The organism is Butyrivibrio sp. DSM 10294 (assembly GCF_028539135.1).
Classification (GTDB): Bacteria; Bacillota; Clostridia; order Lachnospirales; family Lachnospiraceae; genus Butyrivibrio.
In genome coordinates this window covers 152415-178508 of sequence record NZ_JANSWL010000088.1, presented here as the reverse complement: position 1 = coordinate 178508, position 26094 = coordinate 152415, and the positions used below count along the sequence as shown (strand labels likewise).

Here is a 26094-nt window from a genome sequence, read left to right as displayed (position 1 = left end):
CCTGTCAGACACGCAAACCACCACTTTAATATTCTATCTCAAATTACTCTGTATCATCCTGAAGTGATGTACTCTGGTGAACCATAACTTCCTTATCATAGCATGCGAATGCACCGTCTACAAGAGCCTTGTCAGGCTTCGTGGTGAACAATGATACCACCGGAACTATTACAAGTCCGGCAATCATACAGAAAGCACCGGCATTGATCGGAGACTGAAGAAGTTTCGGGAAGCTGGATCTTACAATCATGTTAGCAAGCATAACAACAGTTGAGAATACGAAGCTGCACCATACACCTGCCTTGCTTGTTCCTTTCCAGTACAGACCATAGAGGAAAGGTGCCAGGAATGCACCTGCGAGAGCTCCCCATGAAACACCCATGAGCTGAGCAATGAAGGTAACATTCTGCTTGTACTGAATAATGGCGATAACAACAGAAATTGCTACAAATACCACGATAAGAATTCTCATGATAAGCACCTGCTTCTTCTCATCCATCTTCTTAACTATGTGGCCCTTGATCAGATCAAGAGTAAGTGTAGATGAACTTGTAAGAACCAGAGATGAAAGAGTTGACATGGAAGCTGACAATACAAGTACAACAACTATTGCTATAAGGAAATCAGGGAGTCCTGAAAGCATTGTAGGAACAATTGAATCATATCCGTCAGCTGCAATATCGATTTTATCGGAGAAAAGTCTTCCGAAACCGCCAAGGAAATAGCATCCACCGGCAACGATAAATGCAAAGAATGTAGATACGATAGTTCCCTTGGCAATAGCTCTCTCACTCTTAATAGCATAGAATTTCTGAACCATCTGAGGAAGTCCCCAGGTTCCAAGGGATGTAAGAATTACAACACCAAGAAGGTTAAGCGGATCCGGTCCGAAGAAGGATGCAAAAATACCCGGTGTTGATGCTACGCTCTCATCTGAAATCCTGGCAAGACCGTCAAGAGCTGCCATAAATCCGCCCTGGCTGTTAAGTACTGCACCGATAACAGCGCAGATACCGATCAGCATGATGATACCCTGTATGAAATCATTGATGGCTGTAGCCATGTAACCGCCTGCGATTACATAGATTCCGGTAAGAACGGCCATAACAATAACGCAGACTGAATAGTCAATGTTAAATGCCATTCCGAATAGTCTGGAAAGACCATTATACAAAGAAGCTGTATAAGGAATCAGGAAGATAAAGGTTATAACAGATGCAGCGATCTTAAGAGATCTTCCGCCGAATCTTGCTGCAAAGAACTGCGGCATTGTTGCTGAATCAAGATGCTGAGTCATGATCCTGGTTCTTCTTCCGAGGATTACCCACGCAAGAAGTGAGCCAATCAGCGCATTACCGATTCCGACCCAGGTTGATGCTATTCCATATTTCCAACCGAACTGTCCTGCATATCCTACGAAGATAACCGCGGAGAAATAGGAAGTTCCGTAAGCAAAGGCCGTAACCCATGGGCCTACGCTTCGACCGCCAAGGACAAAGCCGTTTACGTCGGTGGAATTCTTGCGACAGATGAAACCGATGGTGAGCATCATAGCAAAAAATACTACAAGTAAAAGAATTTTGATGAACATAACTACCCCCTTACCAACATTATTCTTTTACTACTTTAACGCTTTTAATCGCTAAAGTCAACTATAAATCTAGTATTTATGCGGTCTTTTGTAAAATACCCACCATCTCATCAGTATTAATAGCACTTTATGTCGTAGCTTGTGATAAACTCCTCTCCCATTTCAAGTGAAGTGCCGTATTCACGTTCTTCAATCTTTTTGGAGAACCCAACCTTATCGCAGCGGCCATACCAGGGCTCGATGCAGACAAAAGGAGCATGCTTACCTGCAGGGGACCATACTCCGAAAAGAGGCGCGTCGAAGGAAACAGATAATACTTTTCTCTCATGTTCATCCATAAGGGTCACGCAGTCACTTTGAAGGTCTTCAAAAATAAGTGCGTCCTCATCAAACATCTCTTCGCTAAGGCATAAAATTCCGTTATCAAGTTTAAGCGTTTTCTGTCTTGAAGAAAGGCAACCGCTTCCGTCTGACTCAATAATTCCGGATGTGAGGCTGTTCTTTACGGGCTTACCTTCTTTTTCAAATAATAGCTTATCCTTGTTTAAATCGCAGTTGAAAGCAGGATGACCACCGATTGAGAAATACATGGTCTTAATATCGGTATTCTTCACAGCCCAGCCAACCTTAACCGTATCGCCTTCAAGCTCGTAGGATATTGTAAGATAGAAAGAAAACGGATATTTTTCCTTGGTCATCTCATTATCGCGCACAAGAAATTTAAGCATATTATCAGTCTTAGCCACGAGATGGAAGTCCATATCCCTTGCAAAACCATGCTGTGACATAGTGTAAGTCTTACCTGCATATACTGATTCTTTTTCGTAGTAGTTACCTACAAGAGGGAAAAGTACCGGTGACGTTCTTCCCCAGAATGCAGAATCTGCCTGCCACATCAGTTCCTTATTATCTCTTTTTCTTATGATTGATCTGATCTCTGCACCGTGCTCAGACACTGTAAGTGATAATTTATCATTGGAAATAGTATGTTCAGCCATTTAAGTTCCTCCCTTTCTTATCAACATTCTTATTCTCCATCAAAAGAAGTCCTTTTTCAAGCTTATTTATATTTACGTAATTGTAACGATTTTTCTACTATGTTACGATATATTAGAGGGATAATTTATGAACGGTAAATCGAATACGCCAAAACATCTTATAGACGACAACGGTGTTCATCACAATATGAAACACACCCATGCAACAATATTTATTCTGTTTTGCAGATTAGTTACTCTGTTTCTTATCGGAATCGGACTTGTTGCACTGATAGTAGGTAATATCTAGGATATGACTAACAGAAAAAAGAGAATCTATGAAGTAATAGAAGTATCGAATATAGGAGATGATTCCAGCAGAGCCTATGACGTAATGATCACTGTTGCGGTTATTGTAGGTCTTCTTCCCATGACGCTTAAGTCTGAGAGCATCTACACTCGTATCATCGAGTTCTCCACAAGCCTGCTCTTCTTTATTGATTACTGTGTAAGGGTATATACAGCAGATTATAAAATGGGTTATAAAAGTGTAGAGGCTTATATTGCCTATATTTTCACGCCCCTTGCCATCTTTGATCTTTTATCTATAGTTCCGGTTATTTCACTGTTTATTCCGGTATCCGGTTTGATAAGGCTGCTTAAGCTATTCAGGACCTTCCGAGTTCTTAAACTTGTGAGATATTCCAAAACGATGCGAATAATCGCAAATGTTATCCGTAAAGTTAAATCTCAGCTCCTTGCGGTTCTGATACTTATCGTGATATATATCTTTGTTTCAGCGATGATGATATACCAGCTAGAGCCTGATCTTTTTAATAATTTCTTTGACGCACTCTACTGGGCTACCATCTCCATAACCACTATCGGTTACGGCGACATCTCACCTGTCACGACCTTGGGACGAATGATCACCATGGTATCTGCTCTGGTGGGCATGGCAGTTATTGCTCTTCCAACAGGTATCATAACAGCAGCATATATGAATGAGATCAACAAGAAAAAATCCAAATATGAGTTATAATCTATTCTTCTGTTCAGTTTCTTTGCACAGAAAATCATTAGCTTTGTTAATAACCATATTTACATCTTTCGTTCCGTATATGCAGTAAACAGCGCCGCAGGAAATCTCAATATTACTGCCCTTCATCATCTTTTTGAACCGTTCTATGTCATTCTGGAAAAAAGCTTCCTCAGTCTCAAATCCAAATGCAGTAAATTTATCTCACTGAATATAGACGGAGGTGGTCTTTCTGAAGGCTGTGATAATGCGCATAAATGCGGAATACATTAGTCCTATTCCATAAACGATTCCAACTGTTTCTTCATGTTTAAAAAAAACTATGCAGCATACAGCAATTATTATATCCACAATGCCATGAGATAGTTTCAGCTTCCAGTTTTTGGCGCTGTACTTTTTGGACTCCATGGATCTTAATACCTCCACCAGACCTGAAAACGCATGAAGAATAGCCAGGTAAAGGAGCATATAGATGTTCGGCACATTTATAAGCGTCCCCGAAAAAAGTCCAAAATCAAGAATGATCAGGCCTTTGATCAGAATATATCTACCGTTTACCATAAACTGAGCCATTGAAAAATAATATACCAGCGTACTTATCCCTGAAAAGGTCAGAACAAAAGACAATATAATTAGCACAACTTCGCTTGTTCCCTCAGGGAAAGCCACAAGTGTAAAGCCGAAAATAATCCCTATTATTCCAAATATAAAACTTTGTATCCGCTGAAATTTAGTCATATGTCTACTCTTGTTCCTTAAATGTAAATATTTCTTTCGAAAAACCCGCAAGAATATTCTTGGATTTATAGATTTCATTGGTGACCATGCCTTTGTGAACAATGGCCCCCTGAATAAACTTCCCGAGAAATGTGTTATCCTTCATATCCTGAGAAGCATTTTTGTATTCTTCCGAATACCTGCCCAGGTCAAAATCATCGATTTCCATTTCCGACAGACTCTCGCCAAATTTTTTCCAGTCCTCACTGGCATTCAGCTGCCTTTTATGAATTATCTCTTTTATTATGTCCTCATGCTGTTGCACTTCTTCAAAGGCATAGGTATCAAGCACAAATTCAGCCACTTTTCCCCTTAGAAATCTCATAGCATATACCATCTGGCAAAAAGCCTTAAAATAATCCGATGGATTGTCCTTTTCTATCACCTTGTATTCTCCCCAGGCGGGAACATACTTATATCTTGCAAAGCTGTAATCCGGCAGATGACCTGCTCTGCCATGCCCCAGATTCATTATTGAATTCTCGGTACTCTGTGAAAGGCTGTTGGTATAAATACTGTTATCCAGATCATCCGGAGCCGAAGCGCTATGACGGAATTTTATTATCCTTTCTGAATAGTCGTCTTCGCTTTCAAAAATCTCATAGAAATCATAATCTGTATTGTTTATTACAAGTGAAGGAGTGCCGGCAAAATAAGAATGAGCCCAGGTATCTGCAAGTACATGCATTGCAATACCTACAGATTGAAGATGCTTATCTTTGGCAAGCTCAATGGTTTTCCTTACCAGTTCTCCGTTCGGGCCGCATATAAGGCGGTATTTGTTCAGATAACGCCTCGTCCTTCTTTGCTTTATGGCATATAGATCCTTTGGTAAAAAATGGAACGAAGCCCATATCCTTGTTATATCCTGAAGTCCGATAATATCCGTCCTGGCATCCATCAGTTCCAGCTGAAGCTGCGTTGTTGCCGCATCCAAAGGAGCTCCGATCGTTGACAAAAAGGTTCTTGAACACAGGTCTACAAATTGGGCACTGTACGCAATATCAAGGCTCTCCTCATGGGAATATCCCGCCAGGAATGCTGCGCAATAGGTTGCATAATAATGAAAATCTTCCTGCATATCATTCCCCCTCTTTTGCAATAATCTGTTTTTGCAGCCTTCCTACTCTTATAGTTGAAACTATAATATCCAGAAGCAGAAAAGAAAGCATAATATCAAGTATAAGAGAAATCGACAGCGTATCCAGATCATCGATGTTATCCTTAAGCGCAGCAATTGAGAGCATACTTGATAGCAACGTGATAATACAGATAAATCCTGTTGGTATCAAAAAGAAACGCTTCTTTGAATCTTTTTTCCCTACTCTCATTGCCCTGCTTCCGATGTAATAATGCACAAAAAAGATAATAATTATACCCAAAACAAGAAAAATATACGTAAATATCTTTACCAGCATCAGATTGTCTTCATCGATTTCTGCGTTAGCGTAATCAAATATGTTCCCATCTCCGATTACGCTCATCACAAGCTTAAGAACAGACCAGCCTCCCAGCATTATAACCCCAAGGCCGTCGTTATATAGTGTATGCTTTAGTTTTCGTAGCTTCTGCTTTGTTTCCATATAAAACCCCATAAAAAAATCATGGCAAAATATCGTAATACTAACAATATTTTACCATGATTAAGTATTATATTATGTAATTATCTTAATAAGTAGTTATCTGCAGATAATTATTCACCGAAAACAGCGAGATAATCCTTCTGGAACTTCTCGATACCAGCATCTGTTAAAGGATGATGTGTCATCTGCTCGATTACCTTGTAAGGAACAGTTGCGATGTCAGCACCTGCAAGAGCGCAGTCTGTTACGTGCATAGGATGACGGATGCTTGCAGCGATGATCTCTGTCTCAATGTTGTGGATGTTGAAGATCTCAGCAACCTCAGAGATAAGATCTGTTCCGCGAACGCTGATGTCATCAAGTCTTCCAAGGAATGGGCTAACGAAAGCAGCGCCTGCTCTTGCGCAAAGAAGAGCCTGGTTAGCTGTGAAGATAAGAGTCATGTTAACCTTGATGCCTTCCTGTGAAAGAACCTTACAAGCCTTAAGACCTTCTACTGTCATAGGGATCTTAACTACCATGTTGGGATGAAGCTTAGCGATCTCGCGACCCTCTGCGATCATTCCCTCAGCGTCTGTTGTAGTAGCCTTAACCTCGCCTGAGATAGGTCCGTCTACGATAGAAGCGATCTCTTTAACTACTTCGTAAACATCGCGGCCTTCCTTAGCGATAAGTGAAGGGTTGGTTGTAACACCACAAATAACACCCATGTCATTTGCTTTTTTGATTTCTTCGATATTGGCTGTGTCGACAAAAAGTTTCATAATTATTCACCTCATAAATATTTTGAATTAAAACACCAGTAACTATACTAACACCATTTCGTTTCCAAAAATAGACATAAATTGCTCATTTTTGTTCATTTTATGCTTATCGTTTCCTCATGTTTACTTTCATGTTTAATCCATTCACCTAAGGTAAGTGGAGTATAATCTGATTTCATGCAAAAACAATTTATCATATTGCAGGGAATGGTGCTCTCATGTTCGCTGCCAATAGGATAATAAGGTGTTTCCCTGATCATCCCTATGATTTTCTGCATAAGTACTTCATCCCTTGTTTCATGCACATGTCCATACATCATGTAAACCTTAGGTTCTCCATTATGTCTTTTTCTGTATTGGCCCTCATAAAACGGTATCGGATAGTGACAACATACCACCTTTTTCTGAGAATCTGTTATCTCGCGGTAGCTGTCTATCCACTCAAATCTTGAAGCATCAAAATCCGGAGAATTAACGAACTTGTCATGATTGCCGGTTATAAGGCAAAGCTTTCCTTTAAGTCTGCTCAATACTTCGTTGGTCTCAGGTGCTCTACCAACTGACAGATCTCCCAGGATTACCACCGTATCAGCTCTTGTAACCTTATCATTCCATTTGGCTATCATGTATTCATTCATCTCTTCTGCATTCGCAAAGCCCCTGCAGTCCATCTTGGTGTTAAGGGCTTCATGGAAGAAATGACAATCAGCAATATAATAAATCATAAATATATCTTTCTAAAATCACTTAAGGTCGCCGCCGTCATCATGAAGAAGTGTGGCAGGATTACCATCGGCAGCAGCTGTTGCCAGTTGGTCGCATCTTTCGTTTTCAGGATGGCCTGCATGGCCTTTTACCCAGTTCCATTTAATCTTATGAGGCTCTGCGGCTGCAAGAAGTCTCTTCCAGAGCTCCACATTTTTAACAGGCTTCTTACCCGCTGTTTTCCAGCCGTTCATGATCCACTTAGGAATCCAGCCTTCATTAAAAGCGCTGATAACATACTTGGAATCTGAGTACATTTCAACTTCGCATGGTCTGTTTAGTGCTTCCAGACCTTTGATGGCTCCCATAAGCTCCATGCGGTTATTGGTGGTCTTATCGTAACCGGCACTTATCTCTTTTTCATGAGCTATGCCTTTGGAATCCACATACCTAAGGACTACTCCATAGCCTCCGGGTCCATCCGGGTTTCCTCTGGCTGAACCGTCTGAATAAATCTCTACTTTCATATATTCTCCGTAAATTAGTTCTTATTAAATCCACTGCCCCGTTGCAAGGAATTTCTCTGCAAGGCTCTGAGCATTATCGACGATATTCTCATCATAACCAAGTACATTCAACAGTTTAATGGCATTTCTGGTAGTGGCGGGGCCTTCTTTGATAAGATAATCAAAATGAACATCATTGTCGGTAATCTCGCCTTCGAAATGGTAGATACCAAAGTAATCCTTCAAAAGAGTGGTGAGCTCTATATCGTGAGTAGCTGCCAGACACATAATGTTTCTCTTTGCAAAGTTCTTAAGAATCTCAGTGGATGCTGCGATTCGCTCAACAGTATTGGTTCCTCGAAGAACCTCATCCACAAAACAAAGAACCGGGTTACCTTCAGCGTTTGCTGCATCCAGGATTCTCTTGATGGACTTGATTTCAACAATGTAGTAGCTGTCTCCCTCAAAGATGTCGTCCTTAAGCGCCATTGAGGAATAAATCCTGTAAAGAGGGGCCTTGTACTCTTTAGCCAGAACCGTATGTATAGACTGGGCAAGAAGTGCATTAAGAGCGCAGGTCTTAAGGAATGTGCTCTTACCTGATGCATTTGAGCCTGTAATAAGCACTCCTCTGTCAGCTGCGATATCGTTAGGCACTGCATTTTCTATAAGCGGATGGTACAATCCCCTGGCCTCATAATCTCTACCTGTAAAATGAGGAATGCAATAGTTGTCCTTGACGGATTGCCTATAGCAGGCAATGGAAATATAGGCTTCCAACTTACCCGTGATGGTAAGAATTGTATCAAGATCATCCTTGTGTTCCATGAGCTCAGAATACATCTGATTGAACTTGATGATATCCAGATGGGTTGCCATTCTGAGATAGTCAAGAAGAACCTCCGCAGGATTGCCTGAATTCATTCTTGAAGAGGACATCAGTATGGATGAACCTCTCAAAAAGGATTTGAAGTGGGAAGCAGAAGTCTTAAGCGCATCTATATCATCTGCGATATCGGGATCACTTAATTTAGCGAAATCATCAACACTCTGGATCACAGACATTATGTATCTGTAACTGGTAAGATACTGCTCAACATCGTCCTTAACCCTGAAATACATAAAAATGTTAGCAACCATCAGAGCCACAAATATGCTAAAGCCCACAGTAAAATTTAATATGCATGACAATAATGCCAGTCCCATAAGTCCTAACATCAGATAATGCTTGCTGTTACTTACATTCTTGACATTATCCAGATAATCGATGTATTCGTAAATGGAGTACCTTATTCTTCTTCCAATGTGTGCATAGAGAATCTGAAAAGCCCTTCTCTTATCACCGTTTTCCCTGAAGAATTCAACTTTCTGCTCCATTTCATCGAAATCATCACTCTGCATGGGAGTCCTAAGAAGATAATACAGATACTCTTCTCCCGATGCACTGTAGCAGTAATTCATCCTGGCGAAAACGCCGTCCATATTAAGGTCGTTCCAGGTTGCATCGTCAATCTGAAACTCATCTCTGTGTTTAAGATAAAAGCCCTGAAGATGGTCAAGATCGTCAGCTTTGTATTCTCTTTTGGGTGCTTCGCCAAAGTCTGCTTTGAGCCTATTATCCAAAAGCCTGTCGAGACGTTTCTGATCCCTAAGCCCAAGCAGATATGCCAAAAAGCAGATTCCTGTGAGTGTTCCTAAAAAAATCAATACTTCCATGTAAGTTTTTCCTATTCTGTAATTATTTTATGCGTAAAGTCTTGCCGAGATTTCCTTTGCCTTTTCATAGATATCCGAAGGCTCGGCTCCTATATTGAACTTACCTCTGTTATAACGTATTATTCCGCCAATCATGGTCATAAGAACATTGGCTTTGCTTCCGCTGTACACGATATTTTTGACTATATTGTTAATAGGCTGCATATTGGGCTGAGTCAGATCAAGCATAATAATATCAGCCAACTTACCCTCAGCAAGTACATCAGCGTCATTAAGTCCCATTGCAAGAGCGCCATTAACGGTTGCCATTCTAAGGACTTCTGCAGCATCCATACTGGAGGCATCCATATTACGAAGTTTCTGAAGTCCTGTAACAAGAAACATCTCCCTGAACATATCAAGACAGTTATTGCTGGCAGGGCCATCGGTTCCTATAGCAACGGGAATTCCCCTCTCGATATAATCTGTAATCGGAGCAATTCCGCTGGCCAGCTTGGTGTTGGATCCGGGGTTGGTAACAACATAGAGACCTCTGTTTTTGAGGATCTCACGATCCTTTTCATCGGTCCATACAACATGATATCCACCTCCGCCGTAATCAAACAGTCCAAGGCTGTCAAAGAATTCTATGGGTGACATACCGTAGCGCTGTCTGCATTCATTAACTTCGCTTTCTGTCTCGGAAATATGTGCCCAGAAAGGAGCCTTATACTTATGAACCAGCTCACTAGTCTTTTCAAGGAGCTCTTTTGAGCAGGTATATTCAGCATGAATGCCTAATATAAAGGAATTGTATTCGTCCCTTTTATTGATATCGGTATAATACTTCTCAAGAAGCTCCACAGACTGACTGAAATTGTTGACACAGCTGGTCTGTACGCATCTAAAGCCGCAGTCTCTGAAGGCATCTGCCACGGAAAAAGGTGTCAGATACATTTCAAAGGCAGCAGTCATACCGCTTGTCAGATATTCCATTATTGATATTTTGGAAAGATGATAGATATCCTCGGGAGTCATTTTCGCCTCAATGGGGAAAATCTGCTTGTTAAGCCAATCAGAAAGAGGCATGTCATCAGCCTTGGATCTCATAAGAGCCATAGCTGAATGAGTATGTGCATTCTTAAAGCCCGGCATAAGGAGATTTTTTTGACAATCAATCTCCTCATCCCAGACTAAGATCGTATTCTTGTGATGGTCACAGTAATGTCTTCCTTCTTCCTCAGTCCCCACGAAGACAATTCTGTCCCCTATTACCCAGAGCTCGCCTTCGAAAACCTCTCTTCCGGGCTCCATGGTAAGAATTCTTGCGTTATAAAAACGTGTTCTCATAAACTCCACCCAACTTTTTAAATATCAGATTTGAAATTTCTTGATTGACTCTGTTACCAGCTTGGTAAACAAAGGTGCTGCTTTATCTGCAGCTTCCTGAACCTCTTCATGGGAAAGAGGATTCTCGGAAAGACCTGCTGCAAGATTGGAAATGCAGGATACACCGCACACTCTCATGCCCATATGGTTGGCGGCTATTGCCTCATTGACGGTACTCATACCAACTGCAGAAACTCCAAGATTGCCAAGAAGTCTGATCTCAGCGGGAGATTCAAAGGAAGGACCTGTAAGCTGAGCATATACACCTTCCTGAAGCTTGATACCGTTCTCTTTAGCTACGCTTCTGATAACTTCCTGAAGATCCTTTTTGTAAACTTCGGACATATCAGGGAAACGTGCTCCCAGCTCATCGATATTGGGGCCGATAAGAGGATTGGGTGCAAACATTGAAATATGGTCTGTTATAAGCATAAGATCGCCTGCAGCGAATCCTTGACCAAGTCCGCCTGCAGCGTTGGTAAGGAACAGGATCTTAGCTCCAAGCATCTTCATAACTCTTGCGGGAAGTACAACATCGCTTACGTTGTAGCCCTCATAGAAATGGATTCTTCCCTTCATGCATACAACCTTAACATCTCCAACGTATCCGAAGATGAATTTTCCGGCATGTCCGGGAACTGTTGAAACGGGAAATCCGGGGATATCGTTATAAGAAATCTCCGCCTCAATCTTTATATTCTCTGCGTAGTTGCCAAGTCCTGATCCCAGAACAAGAGCAACATCAGGCTCAAAAGAAGTCTTCTCTCTTATAGCCTCGACGCATTTTGTGATCTTCTCATAAATCGCATTACTCATAATCTACCCTCTCCAAATTTAAAATAATTACTATATTTCTTTTACAAAACAACAATTAGTATATCATACAAAGCCCATAAAAATGCCCCAAAAGCCTATTTTTAACACATAATTCATAAGTTTGAGCCTGTTTCTTTAACCGTATCTTCTATAGTCTTGGATGTTCCGACAATCTCGATGGTTTCACCGGCCACTTCCTGGGTTACGAAGGTATCATCAGCAAAATTCTCTAGTGCCTCATAGTCTACATACTCAGGGACAGTTAGTTTACCATGGATCACAGGTTGCAAAGTATTCTTTACCGCATGACCAAATGCTTCTTTTACCCCGCCCTTGTAAAACTTGTTGATGAGCATGCCCTGCATTCCGCCCAGGTTATCTGTGCCCATGCTCTTCATGGCTTCCATAAGCATATCTGTTCCGGGGGTTTCAAGGAATCTAACCTCGATGCCCGAAGGTACTCCGGGATGAATAAACGTCCCCTTTCTGTCAGGTCTGTCGGAAGCATCATCCTCGAAGCAGATATTCAAAGTCCTCTTGCAGGCTTCTTCAAGGAAGCTTATCTCGTTTCTTATAACAAGCCTGTTATATTCATCAGTTTTGCAGAAGGACGCCAGAGATACCTTATACATCTCGCCATGCATGTTGACGTCGCTTACATATCTTTTACCGCCAAAGCCGCACCTTAGCTTATATATAGCACTACCTTCATACAGATCTATCCAGAAAGAATTATTGTGGCCAATCCTGAATCCGATTCTGTGAATTCCATCAGTAAAATTATTATGTACTATCTGCATCATCAGAGGAAAGACGCCTACAGCGGACACATCCAGATCATATGTCTTGCCGTCGAGCTTTTTAAACCAGGTTCTGATAAGACTGTTCTCATTCCTGACATTATAGGAATTGACCTGCATTTTAAAACCGGCTCTTCTTGTCTCAAAGCTTGCAACCTTCTTCCTGGGTCTTCCCGTTGTCATAGTGACGTTTCGCTGTTTCCAGCCTCCTGCGCTTATTACGGGATGAGCAGCTGTTCTTCCGCTGACAGACTTGGCAATTGCCTTAAGATCAGATAAGGCGGCAAAGTCCTCCGGAAGAGGTTTATCTTGTACAACTATTTCATACTGCATTGCCTTTCTAATCATGACAGCCATTGGACTAGTCTGGAATATATCACTGTTTCCGGCATTGGTCACAATTACCATATCAATATCGGGATAAACAAAAACGTTCTGTCCCAGCATACCATTATAGGCATAGGAACCGGGCCTGTCATCGTTTATCCAAAGCTGATATCCGTAAAAGCCACTGTCTTCTCGTCCGGTTTCAACATGCTTTTTAATCGACTCTTCAACCCACTGCCTGGGAACGATCTGCTGACCTTCCCACATACCGTAGTTAAGATATAATTGTCCCAGCTTGGCCATGTCCTCAGCGCGGATAAACAGTCCCCATCCGCCTTTTGTGATACTCTGGGGACAGCTCTCCCAAAAGACTCTTTTGATTCCCAACGGGTTAAAGATTCTCTCCCTGCAAAAATCAAAAGCAGACTGCCCTGTTATCTCAGTGATAATAGCGGATAACATGTAAGTATTCATGCTGTTATATTCAAATTGTGTACCGGGATCAAATTTAAAAGAGCTCTCCAGATAACTCTTTCTCCAGTCATTTCCCGAAATTGCTCCTGCCTCACTGAAATCAACGCCGCTGGTCATATTGAGAAGATTGTGAACTGTTACGTTTTTCCTCAGGAATCCGAAGGGACTCATTCTTGAACTGAATATATCGCTGAGCTTATCATTTGTTGAGAGCTTTTCCTCCCCCACAAGGATTCCGATAGCCATTCCGATAACGCTCTTGCACATCGAATAGGAAACATGCCACATATCCATATCAAATGGTTCAAAAGCGCATTCCGCTATGACAACTCCATGTCTCAAGGCCATAAACTTATGCATATTGCACCTTTTATCCTCTGAAAGGCGCCTTATCAGTTCAGTAAAAAAAGCAGAACTGACGCCCTGGGATTCCGGCGAACTTCTCTCAAGATGCGTCTCCCCCACAGGGGTAAACTCCATAAAGGCAGGTTTCTGAGGTGTGTAATCAACCTTACTTATCTCACCTGTCTCTTTGGCAACCAGCTTTAAAAGAAGTTCTCCAACGTCAAGTCCTGCTCTAGCCATTTATTTTATTCCCTCCATAAGTCAGTCAGCCTTAAGCGCTCTCATGGAATTTAGTATAGCAATTACCGCAACTCCCACGTCACCGAATACCGCAAGCCACATAGTAGTAAGGCCCAGGGCACCAAGTACAAGAATTATCAGTTTCACCGCCAAGGCAAAAACGATGTTCTCTTTGACGATTCTAAGAGTCTTTCTTGCTATTTTAACGACTGATGAGATCTTTCTGATATCATCGTCCATAATCACTATATCTGCAGCCTCAATAGCAGCATCGCTGCCAAGAGAGCCCATTGCTATACCAACATCTGCCCTCATAAGAACCGGGGCATCATTGATGCCGTCTCCAACGAACGCAAGCTTATTATTACTATTATCCGATGAAGAAAGTAAATTTTCAACCCTGCTGACCTTGTCCGCAGGAAGTAGCTCAGCATGAACCTCATCAATACCGATCTCTTTGGCAACATATTCTGCGGCAGCTCTTCTGTCACCGGTAAGCATAACAGCCTTTTTGACACCGGCCTTCTTCATTAAACTGACAGCCTCTTTGGTTCCCTCTTTTATAACATCGGAGATAATAATAGCTCCGAGGTATTTTGAATCGAGAGCCACATATACTATGGTTCCAATCTGTTCTACGACATCGTATGCGATGTTATTATCTTCCAGAAGTCTTGTATTACCTACAAGAAGCTCCTTGCCGTTATAAACGGTTCTGATGCCGCGGCCTGCAATTTCCCTTGTCTCTGATTCATTAAGTGCGTCAAAAGCAGTTCCTTCGCCTGCCTTCTCATAGAATGCAGCAAGTACAGACTTGGCTATGGGGTGATTGGACATGCTCTCACCTGCAGCAGCAATCCTTAGAAGCTCATTTTGATCAACATTTCCGTCCTTGGCAGGTATAATCTCAGTAACCTTGAATTCACCCTTGGTAAGAGTTCCGGTCTTGTCAAATACGATGGTCTTAATTCCGGCAGCAGCCTCAAGGAAATTGCTTCCCTTGACCAATACTCCTATCTTGGAAGAAGCGCCGATTCCGCCAAAGAACCCAAGCGGAACAGAAATAACAAGTGCACAGGGACAGGAAACTATAAGAAAAATACATGCTCTCTTGATGCTGTCCGCAAACGCCATATTTCCAACAATTGGAGGAATTATCGCAAGAAGCACTGCGCCTATAGTAACAACCGGAGTATAGTATCTTGCGAATCTTGTTATGAAATTCTCCATTCTGGATTTTTTGTTGCTGGCATTTTCAACCAGTTCAAGGATTCTGGCAACAGTTGAATCCTCATAAGCCTTCTCGGCTCTTATCTTAAGTATTCCCTCGCCGTTTATACAGCCGCTTATGACATAGTCTCCAACCGCTACGCGCCTCGGAACAGATTCACCGGTAAGTGCAGCAGTATCAAGGAAGGATTCTCCCTCAACAACAGTTCCGTCAACAGGAATCTTTTCCCCTGCTCTGATCAGGAGAATATCACCGATTGATACCTCCTCAGGATCAACTTCATTTACAGTTCCATCGCCTGATACCACATTGGCAAATTCAGGAGCAATGCTCATCATATCACTTATGGATTGTCTTGACTTACCTACAGCTACGCTCTGGAACAGCTCTCCTACCTGGTAAAAAAGCATTACCGCAAGAGCTTCTGAGTACTCACCTATACCGAAGGCGCCAAATGTAGCGATCATCATCAGGAAGTTCTCATCAAAAATCTGTCCATGACAAATATTGATAGCAGCCTTCTTAACAACATCATAGCCTATGATCACATAAGGAACTGCGTATATCGGAAGTTGAACAAACCATGGAATATTATCAAAATATCCAAGCTTATCTAAAGTCAAAAGAATCACAAACATCACAAGCGTGATTATTATTCTGTTTCTTACTTTTTTCTGTTTCTTAGTCATAAGTAATCTCCTGTTGTATACCTTAGTTTATAGAAAAGTCTGTGGTGAACATTCTCACCACAGACCATATTCATTCAAATATCAGATCTCAATCTCACAATCCGGCTCAACCTTCTTGCAAGCCTTAACTGCCTTATCAAGAACTTCATCAAAAATATCATCTGCAGCCTCAAGTGAAAGCTTCTGAGTCATGAAATTAACTCTGGCATTTACAACTCCCTCGATCTTCTTGATGGCATCCTCCATCTTGGCTGCACAGTTAGCGCAATCAACCTCACACTTATAAGTCTTCTTCATTACAATTCCCTCTCTTTCCTTCTATTATTCATTTATATGGTCCATTCCCTGTGCGATGATCATTCTCACATGTTCATCTGCAAGGAAATATATAATTGACTTGCCATCTCTCTTATTACCAACGAGCTTGCTCTGCTTCAGTATTCTAAGCTGGTGTGATATTGCGGACTGTGTCATATTGAGTGATTCAGCAATATCGCATACACACATCTCTGATGCAAAAAGAGCTACAAGTATTCTTATCCTGGTTGAATCCCCGAATACCTTAAACAGCTCTGCAAGATCATACAGCTTGTCATCATCGGGCATAAGATTATGAATCTCTTCTACAACGTCGCTGTGTACACAAAACTCATCACAGCACTCTACATCATTTATCGCCATTGGGTTATTCCTTTCATTGTTTTATGATACATATGAATGTCTGTTCATATGTTTAATATATCCCCTGTTCTAAAATATGTCAATACTTTTTTCACAATAACTGCCTTAATAATATTATTTTGCAAAAAGCGCACATCCCCGGTCTATCCCGGACATGTGCGCTTAATAGATCATTATTATTCAGTTACAGAATTATTAAAACTCTGCTGTAACCTTCTTGTAAGACTTCTTGCCCTTGCGGACCATTACGCCTTCGCCGAATACGTCCTTGGTGTAAGTTGTCTTAACATCAGAAACCTTCTCTTCATTGAAGGTAACACCGCCCTGCTCAACAGCTCTTCTTGCTTCACTTCTGGTTGCGCAAAGGCCTGCTGATACAAGAACCTGAAGGATATCAACAACACCGTCTCTGAAATCCTCAGCCTTAAGAGATACAGAAGGAACATTGGACATGTCTCCGCCGCCTGCAAAAAGTGCTCTTGCTGCGTCCTGAGCCTTCTGTGCTTCTTCCTTGCCATGAACAAGAGCTGTAAGCTCAAATGCAAGGATTTCTTTCTTCTCGTTGATTCTTGATCCGTCCCATTTCTCCATCTCAAGAATCTCTTCGATAGGAATAAATGTAAGCATCTTGATGCACTTATCTACATCTGCATCTCCTACATTTCTCCAATACTGATAGAAATCGAAAGGTGATGTTTTGTTGGGATCAAGCCATACAGCATTACCTGCTGTCTTACCCATCTTCTTGCCCTGTGAATCGGTAAGAAGTGTGATTGTCATAGCGTGAGCATCCTTGCCAAGCTTACGTCTGATAAGCTCTGTGCCGCCCAGCATGTTACTCCACTGATCATCGCCGCCGAACTCAAGATTACAGTTGTATTTCTGGAACATGTAATAGAAGTCGTAGGACTGCATGATCATGTAGTTAAACTCAAGGAAGCTAAGTCCCTTCTCCATACGCTGCTTGTAGCACTCAGCTCTTAACATGTTATTAACCGAGAAGCATGCACCGACCTCACGAAGAAGTTCGATGTAGTTAAGGTTCATAAGCCAGTCAGCGTTATTAACCATCATAGCCTTGCCTTCACCGAAGTCGATGAACTTCTCCATCTGCTTCTTGAAGCATTCTGCATTGTGATCGATGTCTTCTCTTGTAAGCATCTTTCTCATATCGGTTCTTCCTGAAGGATCACCGATCATGGTTGTACCACCACCAATAAGAGCAATTGGCTTGTTTCCGGCCATCTGAAGTCTCTTCATAAGTGTAAGAGCCATGAAATGTCCTGCTGTAAGTGAATCTGCTGTACAGTCAAAGCCGATGTAGAATGTGGCCTTACCTGCGTTAACAAGTTCTCTTATCTGTTCCTCGTCTGTAACCTGGGCAATAAGTCCTCTTGCCTTAAGTTCCTCAAAAATCTGCATATCTGCACCTCCTAAAAATGTTGATTGGAAGGAAATCTTAATCAATAAAAAACGTCCTTCGCAATCAGTTATTGATCACGAAGGACGATATAATCGTGTTACCACCTTCATTCGCGCATAGCTCACACCATACGCCTCATAGGGTACTCCTGTCGTTCATACACTGTCAAAGCCTATAAACTAAGTTCATACTCTTCCGATATAACGCATCGGTCTCGTCACAGCTTACTAGATAAAGCTACCATTCTTCTGTGCAGCTCACGGAGGTATTCGAATCTATCCTTAACCAGCGCCTCTCACCAACCGGCAACTCTCTGTGGTCAGACTACAGGTCCTACTTATTCCGATCAAAGCCTTTTCTTTATTTAAACACGTTTTATTTTATTAACAAACCTTCTATATGTCAATATACTTCCGGTATAGACCTCATCATCCAAACAAAAACTTAATAAGATCAAGCTTTTTGTTTACTATTTTGAACTCTGCAGTCTTGCCGCCTACCGCATTCTTGCCGTCGCCGGTTATAAGAATGGTGGCTTTTCCAGGATTGATATTATTGACATAAGTTACTGTGTAATACTCAGGACTTACCTTGATCCAGGAGTTTCCGCTCTTTACAAGAACTCTGATCCTTGGCTGAATTTCCTGACCTGTGTACTGCTGATTACCAACAGCTACATCCTTTTTGCCCTTCTTAGCCTTAGCGACAATCTTTGCTTTGCTAAGATCTATGTTGTTTAAGGCTTTTACTACTTTATAGGTCTTACTTACAGATCCTGTGTAATTTCCAGTGCCTTGTATGGTGACCTTAATTTCCTTAGAGTTAACTTCATCAAGTTTCACCTTATTCTTTGCTGTAACAAGACTGCCATTAACATAGTATTTTACAGTATAGTCCTTTGTAGAAAGGGCTTTTCCGTTAAGTGAAACAACAGGTTTGGACATGTAAGTACCGGGCTTGGAATATACCATATCCGAAACCACAACATCTGCCTTACTGATGCTTGCTCTATTGATACTGAACTTCACGTCTTTTTTGGGCGCGTGTCCCTTGTAATTACCGATGAAGGTAACTGTATACTTAGCCTTAGACTTAGCGGTTGTAATCTTCTTATTTCCTGTGAAGGACAGCTTGAAATCCTTTCCTTCAACAAGAACCTCGGATTCACCGGTGGTCTTGGTGACAACAACTTCCGGCTTAGCTCCGTCAGGTGAATAGTATACAGTTCCCTTAATGCTTGTACTAATATCGCTGACTCTGTCAGGAAGGATCTTGAAAGTCTTGGTATCAGAGCCAATATATTCGCCGCGAGCCTTAACTGTAACTGTCGCTGTGCCTGCATTTACATTATTTCTGTAGATAACAGCATAGTCAGTTCCCTCAGTAAGCGCAGTTGTGGAAGCGCCGGCTGTAACAATAAGTTCTGCCTTCTGTTCCTTGCCGTTATAAACATGCTCGCCGGGCTTAACCTGAGCCTTGATCGTAAGCTGCTTAATCTCCTGTGCTGTCAGAACCGCTACGGGCACATCCTTGAGCACACCGGTAAAATTGCCCTTTCCGGCAATATCTACAGTAGTATCTGCTTTTATCGCAGAAGTCTTGCTCAAGGTCATATCAGATGCCTTAAGTGCATAGGATCCGTTATAGTAAATTGAAGGAGCTGCCTTTTTGCCTGACTGAACCTTGATCACCTTAGGAACTTCCAGAGTCTTGTAGGTGTTCATGGCCTTTTCAAGATCAGCAGGTAAAATAGTTACTTTCAGAACTTTTTTACCGGAATAATTACCCTTACCGGTTACAGTTATGGTAGCTGTCTTATTCTTGGCACTTACATTTACATTTCCCGCATACTTAACAGTATAATCTACGCCTTCTTTAAGAACTCCGTTAAGACCCGAAACAACAATCTCAGGTTTGATCTCGCTTCCTGTGTATACTGTCTCAAATCTGTTCTTTTCAGAATTATATGTAAGGCCCATGTATGGATCTGAAACAATATCCTTGAACTTAACGTTAAATGCGCCTGCAGTCAGGTCATCATCCTCTTCTCCAACTCTTACCCAGGTAGTGTTGTTCATCTCATAGAATTCAGGTGCATCACCTGTTACTGTGGCGGTAAGAGTCTGCGTGATTCCTTCCTCATAGGGCTCATAGAAAGTGCTTGATTCTCCTGCCTTGATAAGAGCTTTCTCCTCAAGGAACTTCTTACCCTTTTCATCGGTAACAGTGAGCTTCATGTTGGAATCACATACACCGTTGTTCAGGACTGTAACGATCACGTAAGGTGTATCACCGTTGTAATCATAAGATGCTCTGACCTCAAGGTCAGCTTTCTTGAGTGAAATTGTCCGGCTGTTATTTGCTTCATTGCTGTCATTTTCAGCAGATACTGAAATCACGAAATCTCCGCCCTTACTAAGATCCTTTGGAATGTCAAAAGAGAAATCGTAGGGCTTAACATCACCCGGCATAATATCTACAGAAAGAGTTGATGAAGCCAGTTCTTCTCCATTGTAGCTTGCTGTAGCAGTAACTTTCCTGAGTCTTGAGGTTCCGTTGTTCTTGATATAGAGGCTAAGAGGCATCTTAGCGCCGGCATATGCATCTGATATTGCATAATCAGCTGTTTCGAGTTCTACATCGCTGTATCCTGTTGACTTAAGAACCTTAATTGAACTTGTTACGTTCCAAACGCCCTTATTTCCGCTCTTAGCTTCACTGTAGAGATATGCGACTTTTCCATCTATAAGGCTGAAGGAATCAACATATGCGCTCTCATGTGTTAAAAGAGCTGTTCCCCAATTACCGCTGTCATAGTTGGAAACCGCAATGTTTCTGCTCTCTGAACTGCTAAGAAGATAATATACATTATTTCCGTTTACTACGAACTTTGTGTCATTGTTCATAGTTCCATCAGGAAGAACATTTGTCAAAGTACTGCCGTTTACGTAGTAAAGACCACCGCTAACGTTGGCCGCAAGGAAGTTGCCCGATTTACCCGGAATCTTGGTATAGGAAAGTGCTGATATGTTTCCTTCATAGATCTTAGTTTTGCTTCCATTTGTGTTCCAGATATAAAGCTCCTGATCGGAAGTTGTAAGATCATTGTCCATGTCTGCCGCAAAAGCTACAGAAACACCATTTGAATCAGACTTCCCAAAAGCCAGTGAAGTAACTGCCTTATAGCCTGCTTCTTCGCCGGCAACAGACCAGTTTCCATTTGCGTACTCAGCGCGATAAACAACATTTCCATCTGAGCTTCCGAATATTGCATCATCCTTATTTACAACGTATGCAAGTGAGAGCTTGGAACCATCCATATAGAGCTTAGGAAGATATGTGTAATGATCCTCAGTCTGAGGGGATCCAAGATCTACAAACTCACCTGTTCCTGCATCGAATCTTGCTACATGTGTACGGAAGGTCTTCATGTAATCAACAAGTTCTGCATCCTTTGAACCAAATGTTTTGGAAGAATCAAGCCATACAACGTAGATGTATTTGCCATCTGTGTATACTTCAGGCTCATAGTCAGCAGTGTTGTCATCAAGAACTGCCTTGGCATCACTAAATGAATCAGTGTTGGCATCATATATGCTGTATACCAGCTTAGTCTGGTCAAGCGCTCCTCTCTGTGCATCATCTGTTACATAGAGAAGCATTGTTGTGCCATTTGCAGAAACAAACAGCGGTTTTGCAGCGTTATACACATCAGAAACGAGCGTTCCATCAGCTGCAGCCACAGATGACTGTAATGAAGGCATTGCACTCAGTGTTTCAATTATAAGTTCGTCTTCAATGGGAGTCTCTTCCAAAAATCCGTTTTCATCTACGGAGAGCTTCTGGAATCCACCCTTTGATCTGTCATAGATCACATAGTCTCCGGAAATGAGAGCGATGCTGGCAGACTTTTTCGCAAAATATCCTTTAACGCCCATTTCGCCGGCAATTGACCACTTATCAAGACCCAGCGGTTTGTTTGTCATTGTCTTGGCAATGATGTTGAATTCAGTCTTTGCCTTACCGTATACACCTGCGGAAACCCACTGACCAAATCCTACACCTGCATAGGGCTCGATTCCGAATCCAAAGGCAAGATTGATATCTCCATACCACTTAGCATCTTCGAAGTTATAACCTACAGTTGTGGAAATGCTGCCTTCAGCAGTAAATTCGCAGTTAACTGTAACAGGAATAACCCAGACAACAAGCTGTTTCTGAAGTGTTGCTGAGCCTTCAATCGTAACAATAACGCAGCCTTCAATGGAAGTTACGCTGTTGCTCCAGGCACCCTCAAGGTAACCAACGCAGTTGATATCTACAGAAGACTCAACACCCGGCATATTTGCCTTAAGGAACTTCTCATCCTGAACATTCTTAAGCCAGTCCTTATCCTTACGCATAAGGTTAGCTTTATAGGCGTCTGCTTTAAACTCCTCAAACTGTTCCTTAATGGACTTCTTTTCACCTGTGGTGGTTGTTGTTACACCTTCAGTTGAGTTATATGAATAAAGCTCATCCTTGTCGATATTGATACCGATCTTGATCTTGTTTTCTTCCAGAACGCAGTTTACAGGAAGCGCAGCAGGAAGAGAAATACTGTATTCCTGACCTCCGAGGATCGGAATATCATCGCTTACCTTAAATCCTGAGGCAGATCCGCCAAGATCAAGTTTGCTGATGACAGGAACAGCATTTGTAACAGTTACGGTGCTTGTTCCCTTGAAGCCGCCATCTGAAGTTGTACAGGTAATTACAGCTGTTCCTGTTGCTACAGCCTTGAGCTTACCTGTTTTGGATACAGTAACCACCTTCTCATTGCTACTTCTCCAGGATACAGACTTGTTGGCTGCAGTCTTGGGGAATACCTGAGCTTTGAGATTAGTACTGTCGTTAACATTCATCGTAACGTTAGCGGGAGTTACAGTTACTCCTGTAACCTTGGATGCATCCTTGTCTTCATCATCGGGAGCAGAAACCTTGTAATTCTTCTTGGCGCTAAGTAAAGGCTTATTATTTGCGCCAATACTTATCTTCTTCCACTCAGCCTCTGTTCCGGAGTAGTTGACTTCCTTGAGATTCTTACAGCCTGCAAATGCACCTGCACCAATCTCGATCACAGTCTTATCAATATATACCTTTGTAACGTTTGTAAGTCCGTCAAAGGAGTTGGTACCAATGTAGGTGATTCCTTTCCCAACAACGACCTGTTCAATTGTCTCAGTATATGTATTCCAGGCAGGAATATCAGAACCGGTATAGTTCTTCATTCTGCCTGTACCGTTTGCCTTATTTACAAGAGAGATAACAAGTTTATTTCCTTCGGAATCATATTTCCACTTGGCGTTCTCACCGCAGTTGCCGGTTCTACCTACGCCGCCTGAGATCTCGACAAAGCGGTTGATAAGTGCATCGATATCATCAGCTTCAAAATAATTGTCTTCATCACCTGCGACGTTGATTAGGAGCTGTCTGTTGGAATCGCTGGGAGCAAGACCAACGCTGTAGGTGTAATAACCCTTATCTCTGAATGCTTCAGAGCTTGATACAATGGTATTTCTGTTGTCGCTGGGCTCACCGTCACTGAATACGATGAGAGTCTTGATTCCTGCCTTTGACTCAGCCATCATTGACTGAGCGGCATCAAAGCCTTTGAGATAGTAAGTTCCGCCGTTGGCGCTCAATCTGTTGGTACTTGCCTTGATTCTTCCTACATCTGTAGTAAAGCCCAGAACTTTTTTGGCATCACTTGCATATGAAACAATACCGATTCTGGTGTTGGAAACACGTCCGCCAACCTTATCAGCAAAAGCACATACCGCTGTCTTTAAGTTCTTTATTCTGTTGCCGGACATACTTCCGGATACGTCAAGAACAAGGATAACATCTCTCTGAGGGAGTGTATTATCCCACTGTTTCCATTCAAAGGATTTGTATAGGTTGCCGGCATCCTTATAACTTGTATTTGTCTTTGGATAGTAGGCTGTAATCTTTTTGGTTGTAACTGAAGGAAGCGCTGAATCCTCCATCTGAGGAAGGCTTCCTGTGAAAATAATGGTATCCATTGAGGAGCAGCCGTCAAAAGCCTTCTCCTCTACCTTTTCAAGATTCTTGGAAAACTCTACTCTCTCGAGGCTGTCACAGCTGTCAAAAGCACTGTTTCCAACCTCAGTGATATTGTCTCCCATGACAACGCCCATAAGCTGATCCATGTCTTTAAAGCTGTTGTCATCGATTACTGTAATATTCTCATCAAATTCAACGAACTGAATGGTGTCCTCAAATGCACCAAAGATATTAGCACCAGCTCCTGACACCTCTCCGGAACCGGTAATTACTGCGGTAGCAGACTCCTGATCAAGCTCCCAGGTAGCATTGCTTCCGCAGTTACCATATACTGTACAGCCTGCAAAAGCATTGCTTCCAATAGATGTTACACTTGCGGGAACATTAATTCTAAGAAGCTTGTCTCCATAGAAAGCCTCACTTTCGATGGTTGTTACACTATCGGGAATAATAACATTCTCAAGATTTGTACATCCGTAGAAAGCTCTTTTTCCAATAGTTGTAACACTTGAAGGAATAGCTATTTCCTTAAGACTTGTAGCACCGTCGCAGGCAGAAGCAGGAATAACCTCCATTCCGTCCGCAAAGATAACGGAAGAAGCAGAATTATAGAAAATACTTCTTCCCATAGTTGTTACAGTTGATGGAATAAGAACTGTTCCAAGATTCTTACAATTATAAAATGCACTCTGGTCGATTTTTGTAAGTCCCTCAGGAAGTACTATCTGTGAAAGTGCTTCACATCCATAGAATGCACTGCTTCCGATAGTTGTAATTCCTTTAGAAAATTCAATCTCTGCCAGATTGTTACATCCATAGAATGCACTGCTAGGAACTGTTTCAAGAGAAGAAGGCAGCACTATCTGTGTCAGCGTTTTACAATAAGCAAAAGCATAGGTGCCCATTGAACTCAGACCTGTAGGTATATTAACCTCTTCAAGCTGTGAACAGTTATAGAAAGCATTAGACTCTATCTTAGTTACGCTTTCAGGAATTACAACCTTCACGAGCTTAGAACAGTAATTAAATGCATGATTGCCAATCTCGGTAACTGTATTTGGAAAAATAATTTTTTCAAGTACTGTAGCGTTAGAGCAAGCATAGGAAGGGATTCTAACAGTACCTTCTTCAAATGTAATTTCCTTTACTGAACCTCTGAATGCATAGTTTCCTACAGTTTCTACATTAGAAGGAATGCTCAAGGTTACAAGAGCTGTTGCGCCATCAAATGCATAGTTTCCAATCTTGTTCAGAGAATCAGGAAGCTCTACATCTGCAAGAGCTTTACAATTCTGGAAAGAGTAAGTTCCGATAGAAACTACCCCTTCCGGAATATTTACACTCTTTATAGTCGCATTTGATTTAAATGCGTTATTTCCAATTGCTGTAACAGTATACTGATCGTCAATTACAGCAGGTATATCAACTTTTTCGTCAGATCCTGTATATGCGGTAATTGTGGCATTGGTTCCGGAAACTGTGTAGGTGAAGTCACCGGAAGTCATCTCAGCTTCAAACTCAGCTTCTTCCTCAGCCTCATATTCCCAGTACTCTTCATCTGGATTCTCCGGGGTCTCAGGTTCAACAATGAGAAGATCTAAAGGATACAGATCCTCATGCCATGAATAATCCTCACCGGTATCATATTCAGGCTCTTCAATATCATACGAGTATTCTACATACCCGGGCGCATTTTCTTCGATCTGCGCATCTTCAGTCTCAATCATAGCTGCATCATCGTAAGATTCAGATGCCACAGCCTGAAGCGGCAAAGCGGAAAATGCTGTCATGAATGCAAGGCCCAACCCCAGCACTCTTTTCAATACATTTCCTTTCATTACTGAAAGCTCCTCCTTGGTAATTTAGTGAAAACCGGTCAATATTATAGCATAACTTAACTCCATATTCACTAATTAAAATCGTAGATAAAAAACATATTTGAGGGCAAAAAAAGGCACTCACAATCTCTGTGAGCG

General features: G+C 41.8%; 19 protein-coding genes and 1 other annotated feature. Of the genes, 2 read left to right on the top strand and 17 right to left on the bottom strand.

Translation table 11 applies throughout. From position 1 onward, the window contains the following. Positions 1-43 precede the first annotated feature (43 nt). On the bottom strand, positions 44-1591 hold the full coding sequence (locus NXH67_RS16880; RefSeq protein ID WP_022777165.1) for a sodium:solute symporter family protein: 1548 nt from the start codon (positions 1589-1591) through the stop codon (positions 44-46). A gap of 116 nt (positions 1592-1707) precedes the next feature. Further along, on the bottom strand, positions 1708-2589 hold the full coding sequence (locus NXH67_RS16875; RefSeq protein WP_022777166.1) for an aldose 1-epimerase family protein: 882 nt from the start codon (positions 2587-2589) through the stop codon (positions 1708-1710). Positions 2590-2716: 127 nt separating this feature from the next. Between NXH67_RS16875 and NXH67_RS16870 the strand changes: the two genes are divergently transcribed. After that, the gene (locus NXH67_RS16870) at positions 2717-2878 is read left to right on the top strand and encodes a hypothetical protein (protein WP_022777167.1); all 162 of its coding nucleotides are present in this window, start codon (positions 2717-2719) and stop codon (positions 2876-2878) included. Between the two features lie 3 nt (positions 2879-2881). Further along, positions 2882-3610, top strand: a complete 729-nt coding sequence (locus NXH67_RS16865; protein ID WP_272798139.1) for an ion transporter — start codon at positions 2882-2884, stop codon at positions 3608-3610. Between the two features lie 201 nt (positions 3611-3811). Here the strand turns inward: NXH67_RS16865 and NXH67_RS16860 are convergent, their stop codons facing one another. The 15 genes from NXH67_RS16860 to NXH67_RS16790 all read right to left on the bottom strand — a co-directional run bounded on the left by NXH67_RS16860 (position 3812) and on the right by NXH67_RS16790 (position 25956). Further along, positions 3812-4345 (bottom strand): DUF308 domain-containing protein, encoded by a 534-nt coding sequence (locus NXH67_RS16860; protein ID WP_272798138.1) that lies wholly within the window; start codon positions 4343-4345, stop codon positions 3812-3814. Positions 4346-4349: 4 nt separating this feature from the next. After that, positions 4350-5465 carry a DUF6765 family protein gene (locus NXH67_RS16855; protein ID WP_272798137.1) on the bottom strand — a complete coding sequence of 372 codons (1116 nt, stop codon included), beginning with the start codon at positions 5463-5465 and terminating at the stop codon, positions 4350-4352. Between the two features lies 1 nt (position 5466). Beyond that, on the bottom strand, positions 5467-5967 hold the full coding sequence (locus tag NXH67_RS16850; RefSeq protein WP_272798136.1) for a hypothetical protein: 501 nt from the start codon (positions 5965-5967) through the stop codon (positions 5467-5469). A gap of 110 nt (positions 5968-6077) precedes the next feature. Then, positions 6078-6731, bottom strand: a complete 654-nt coding sequence (gene fsa / locus NXH67_RS16845; RefSeq protein WP_022777173.1) for a fructose-6-phosphate aldolase — start codon at positions 6729-6731, stop codon at positions 6078-6080. Positions 6732-6826: 95 nt separating this feature from the next. Next, positions 6827-7456: a metallophosphoesterase family protein gene (locus NXH67_RS16840; protein WP_272798135.1), complete on the bottom strand. Its 630-nt coding sequence runs from the start codon at positions 7454-7456 to the stop codon at positions 6827-6829. Positions 7457-7474: 18 nt separating this feature from the next. Beyond that, complete coding sequence (gene rnhA / locus NXH67_RS16835; protein ID WP_272798134.1) at positions 7475-7963, bottom strand: ribonuclease HI; 489 nt, start codon at positions 7961-7963, stop codon at positions 7475-7477. Positions 7964-7987: 24 nt separating this feature from the next. Further along, positions 7988-9658, bottom strand: coding sequence for a MutS-related protein (locus tag NXH67_RS16830; protein ID WP_272798133.1), 1671 nt, complete (start codon positions 9656-9658; stop codon positions 7988-7990). 27 nt (positions 9659-9685) lie between these two features. After that, positions 9686-10987, bottom strand: a complete 1302-nt coding sequence (locus NXH67_RS16825) for an amidohydrolase family protein (RefSeq protein ID WP_272798132.1) — start codon at positions 10985-10987, stop codon at positions 9686-9688. Between the two features lie 24 nt (positions 10988-11011). Further along, positions 11012-11842, bottom strand: a complete 831-nt coding sequence (locus tag NXH67_RS16820; protein WP_272798131.1) for a purine-nucleoside phosphorylase — start codon at positions 11840-11842, stop codon at positions 11012-11014. 113 nt (positions 11843-11955) lie between these two features. Then, positions 11956-14028 (bottom strand): serine hydrolase domain-containing protein, encoded by a 2073-nt coding sequence (locus NXH67_RS16815; RefSeq protein WP_272798130.1) that lies wholly within the window; start codon positions 14026-14028, stop codon positions 11956-11958. 21 nt (positions 14029-14049) lie between these two features. Further along, the gene (locus NXH67_RS16810) at positions 14050-15948 is read right to left on the bottom strand and encodes a heavy metal translocating P-type ATPase (RefSeq protein ID WP_272798129.1); all 1899 of its coding nucleotides are present in this window, start codon (positions 15946-15948) and stop codon (positions 14050-14052) included. 81 nt (positions 15949-16029) lie between these two features. Beyond that, positions 16030-16245 (bottom strand): cation transporter, encoded by a 216-nt coding sequence (locus tag NXH67_RS16805; RefSeq protein WP_022777182.1) that lies wholly within the window; start codon positions 16243-16245, stop codon positions 16030-16032. 24 nt (positions 16246-16269) lie between these two features. Next, entirely contained in the window at positions 16270-16629 is a 360-nt protein-coding gene (locus NXH67_RS16800; RefSeq protein ID WP_022777183.1) for an ArsR/SmtB family transcription factor, read from the bottom strand. Between the two features lie 195 nt (positions 16630-16824). Next, entirely contained in the window at positions 16825-18051 is a 1227-nt protein-coding gene (gene tyrS, locus NXH67_RS16795; protein ID WP_272798128.1) for a tyrosine--tRNA ligase, read from the bottom strand. Positions 18052-18128: 77 nt separating this feature from the next. Beyond that, positions 18129-18411: a binding site (T-box leader), on the bottom strand. Between the two features lie 69 nt (positions 18412-18480). Continuing rightward, a complete protein-coding gene (locus NXH67_RS16790) occupies positions 18481-25956 on the bottom strand; it encodes a leucine-rich repeat protein (protein WP_272798127.1) in 7476 nt (2491 codons plus the stop codon). Positions 25957-26094: the final 138 nt, after the last annotated feature.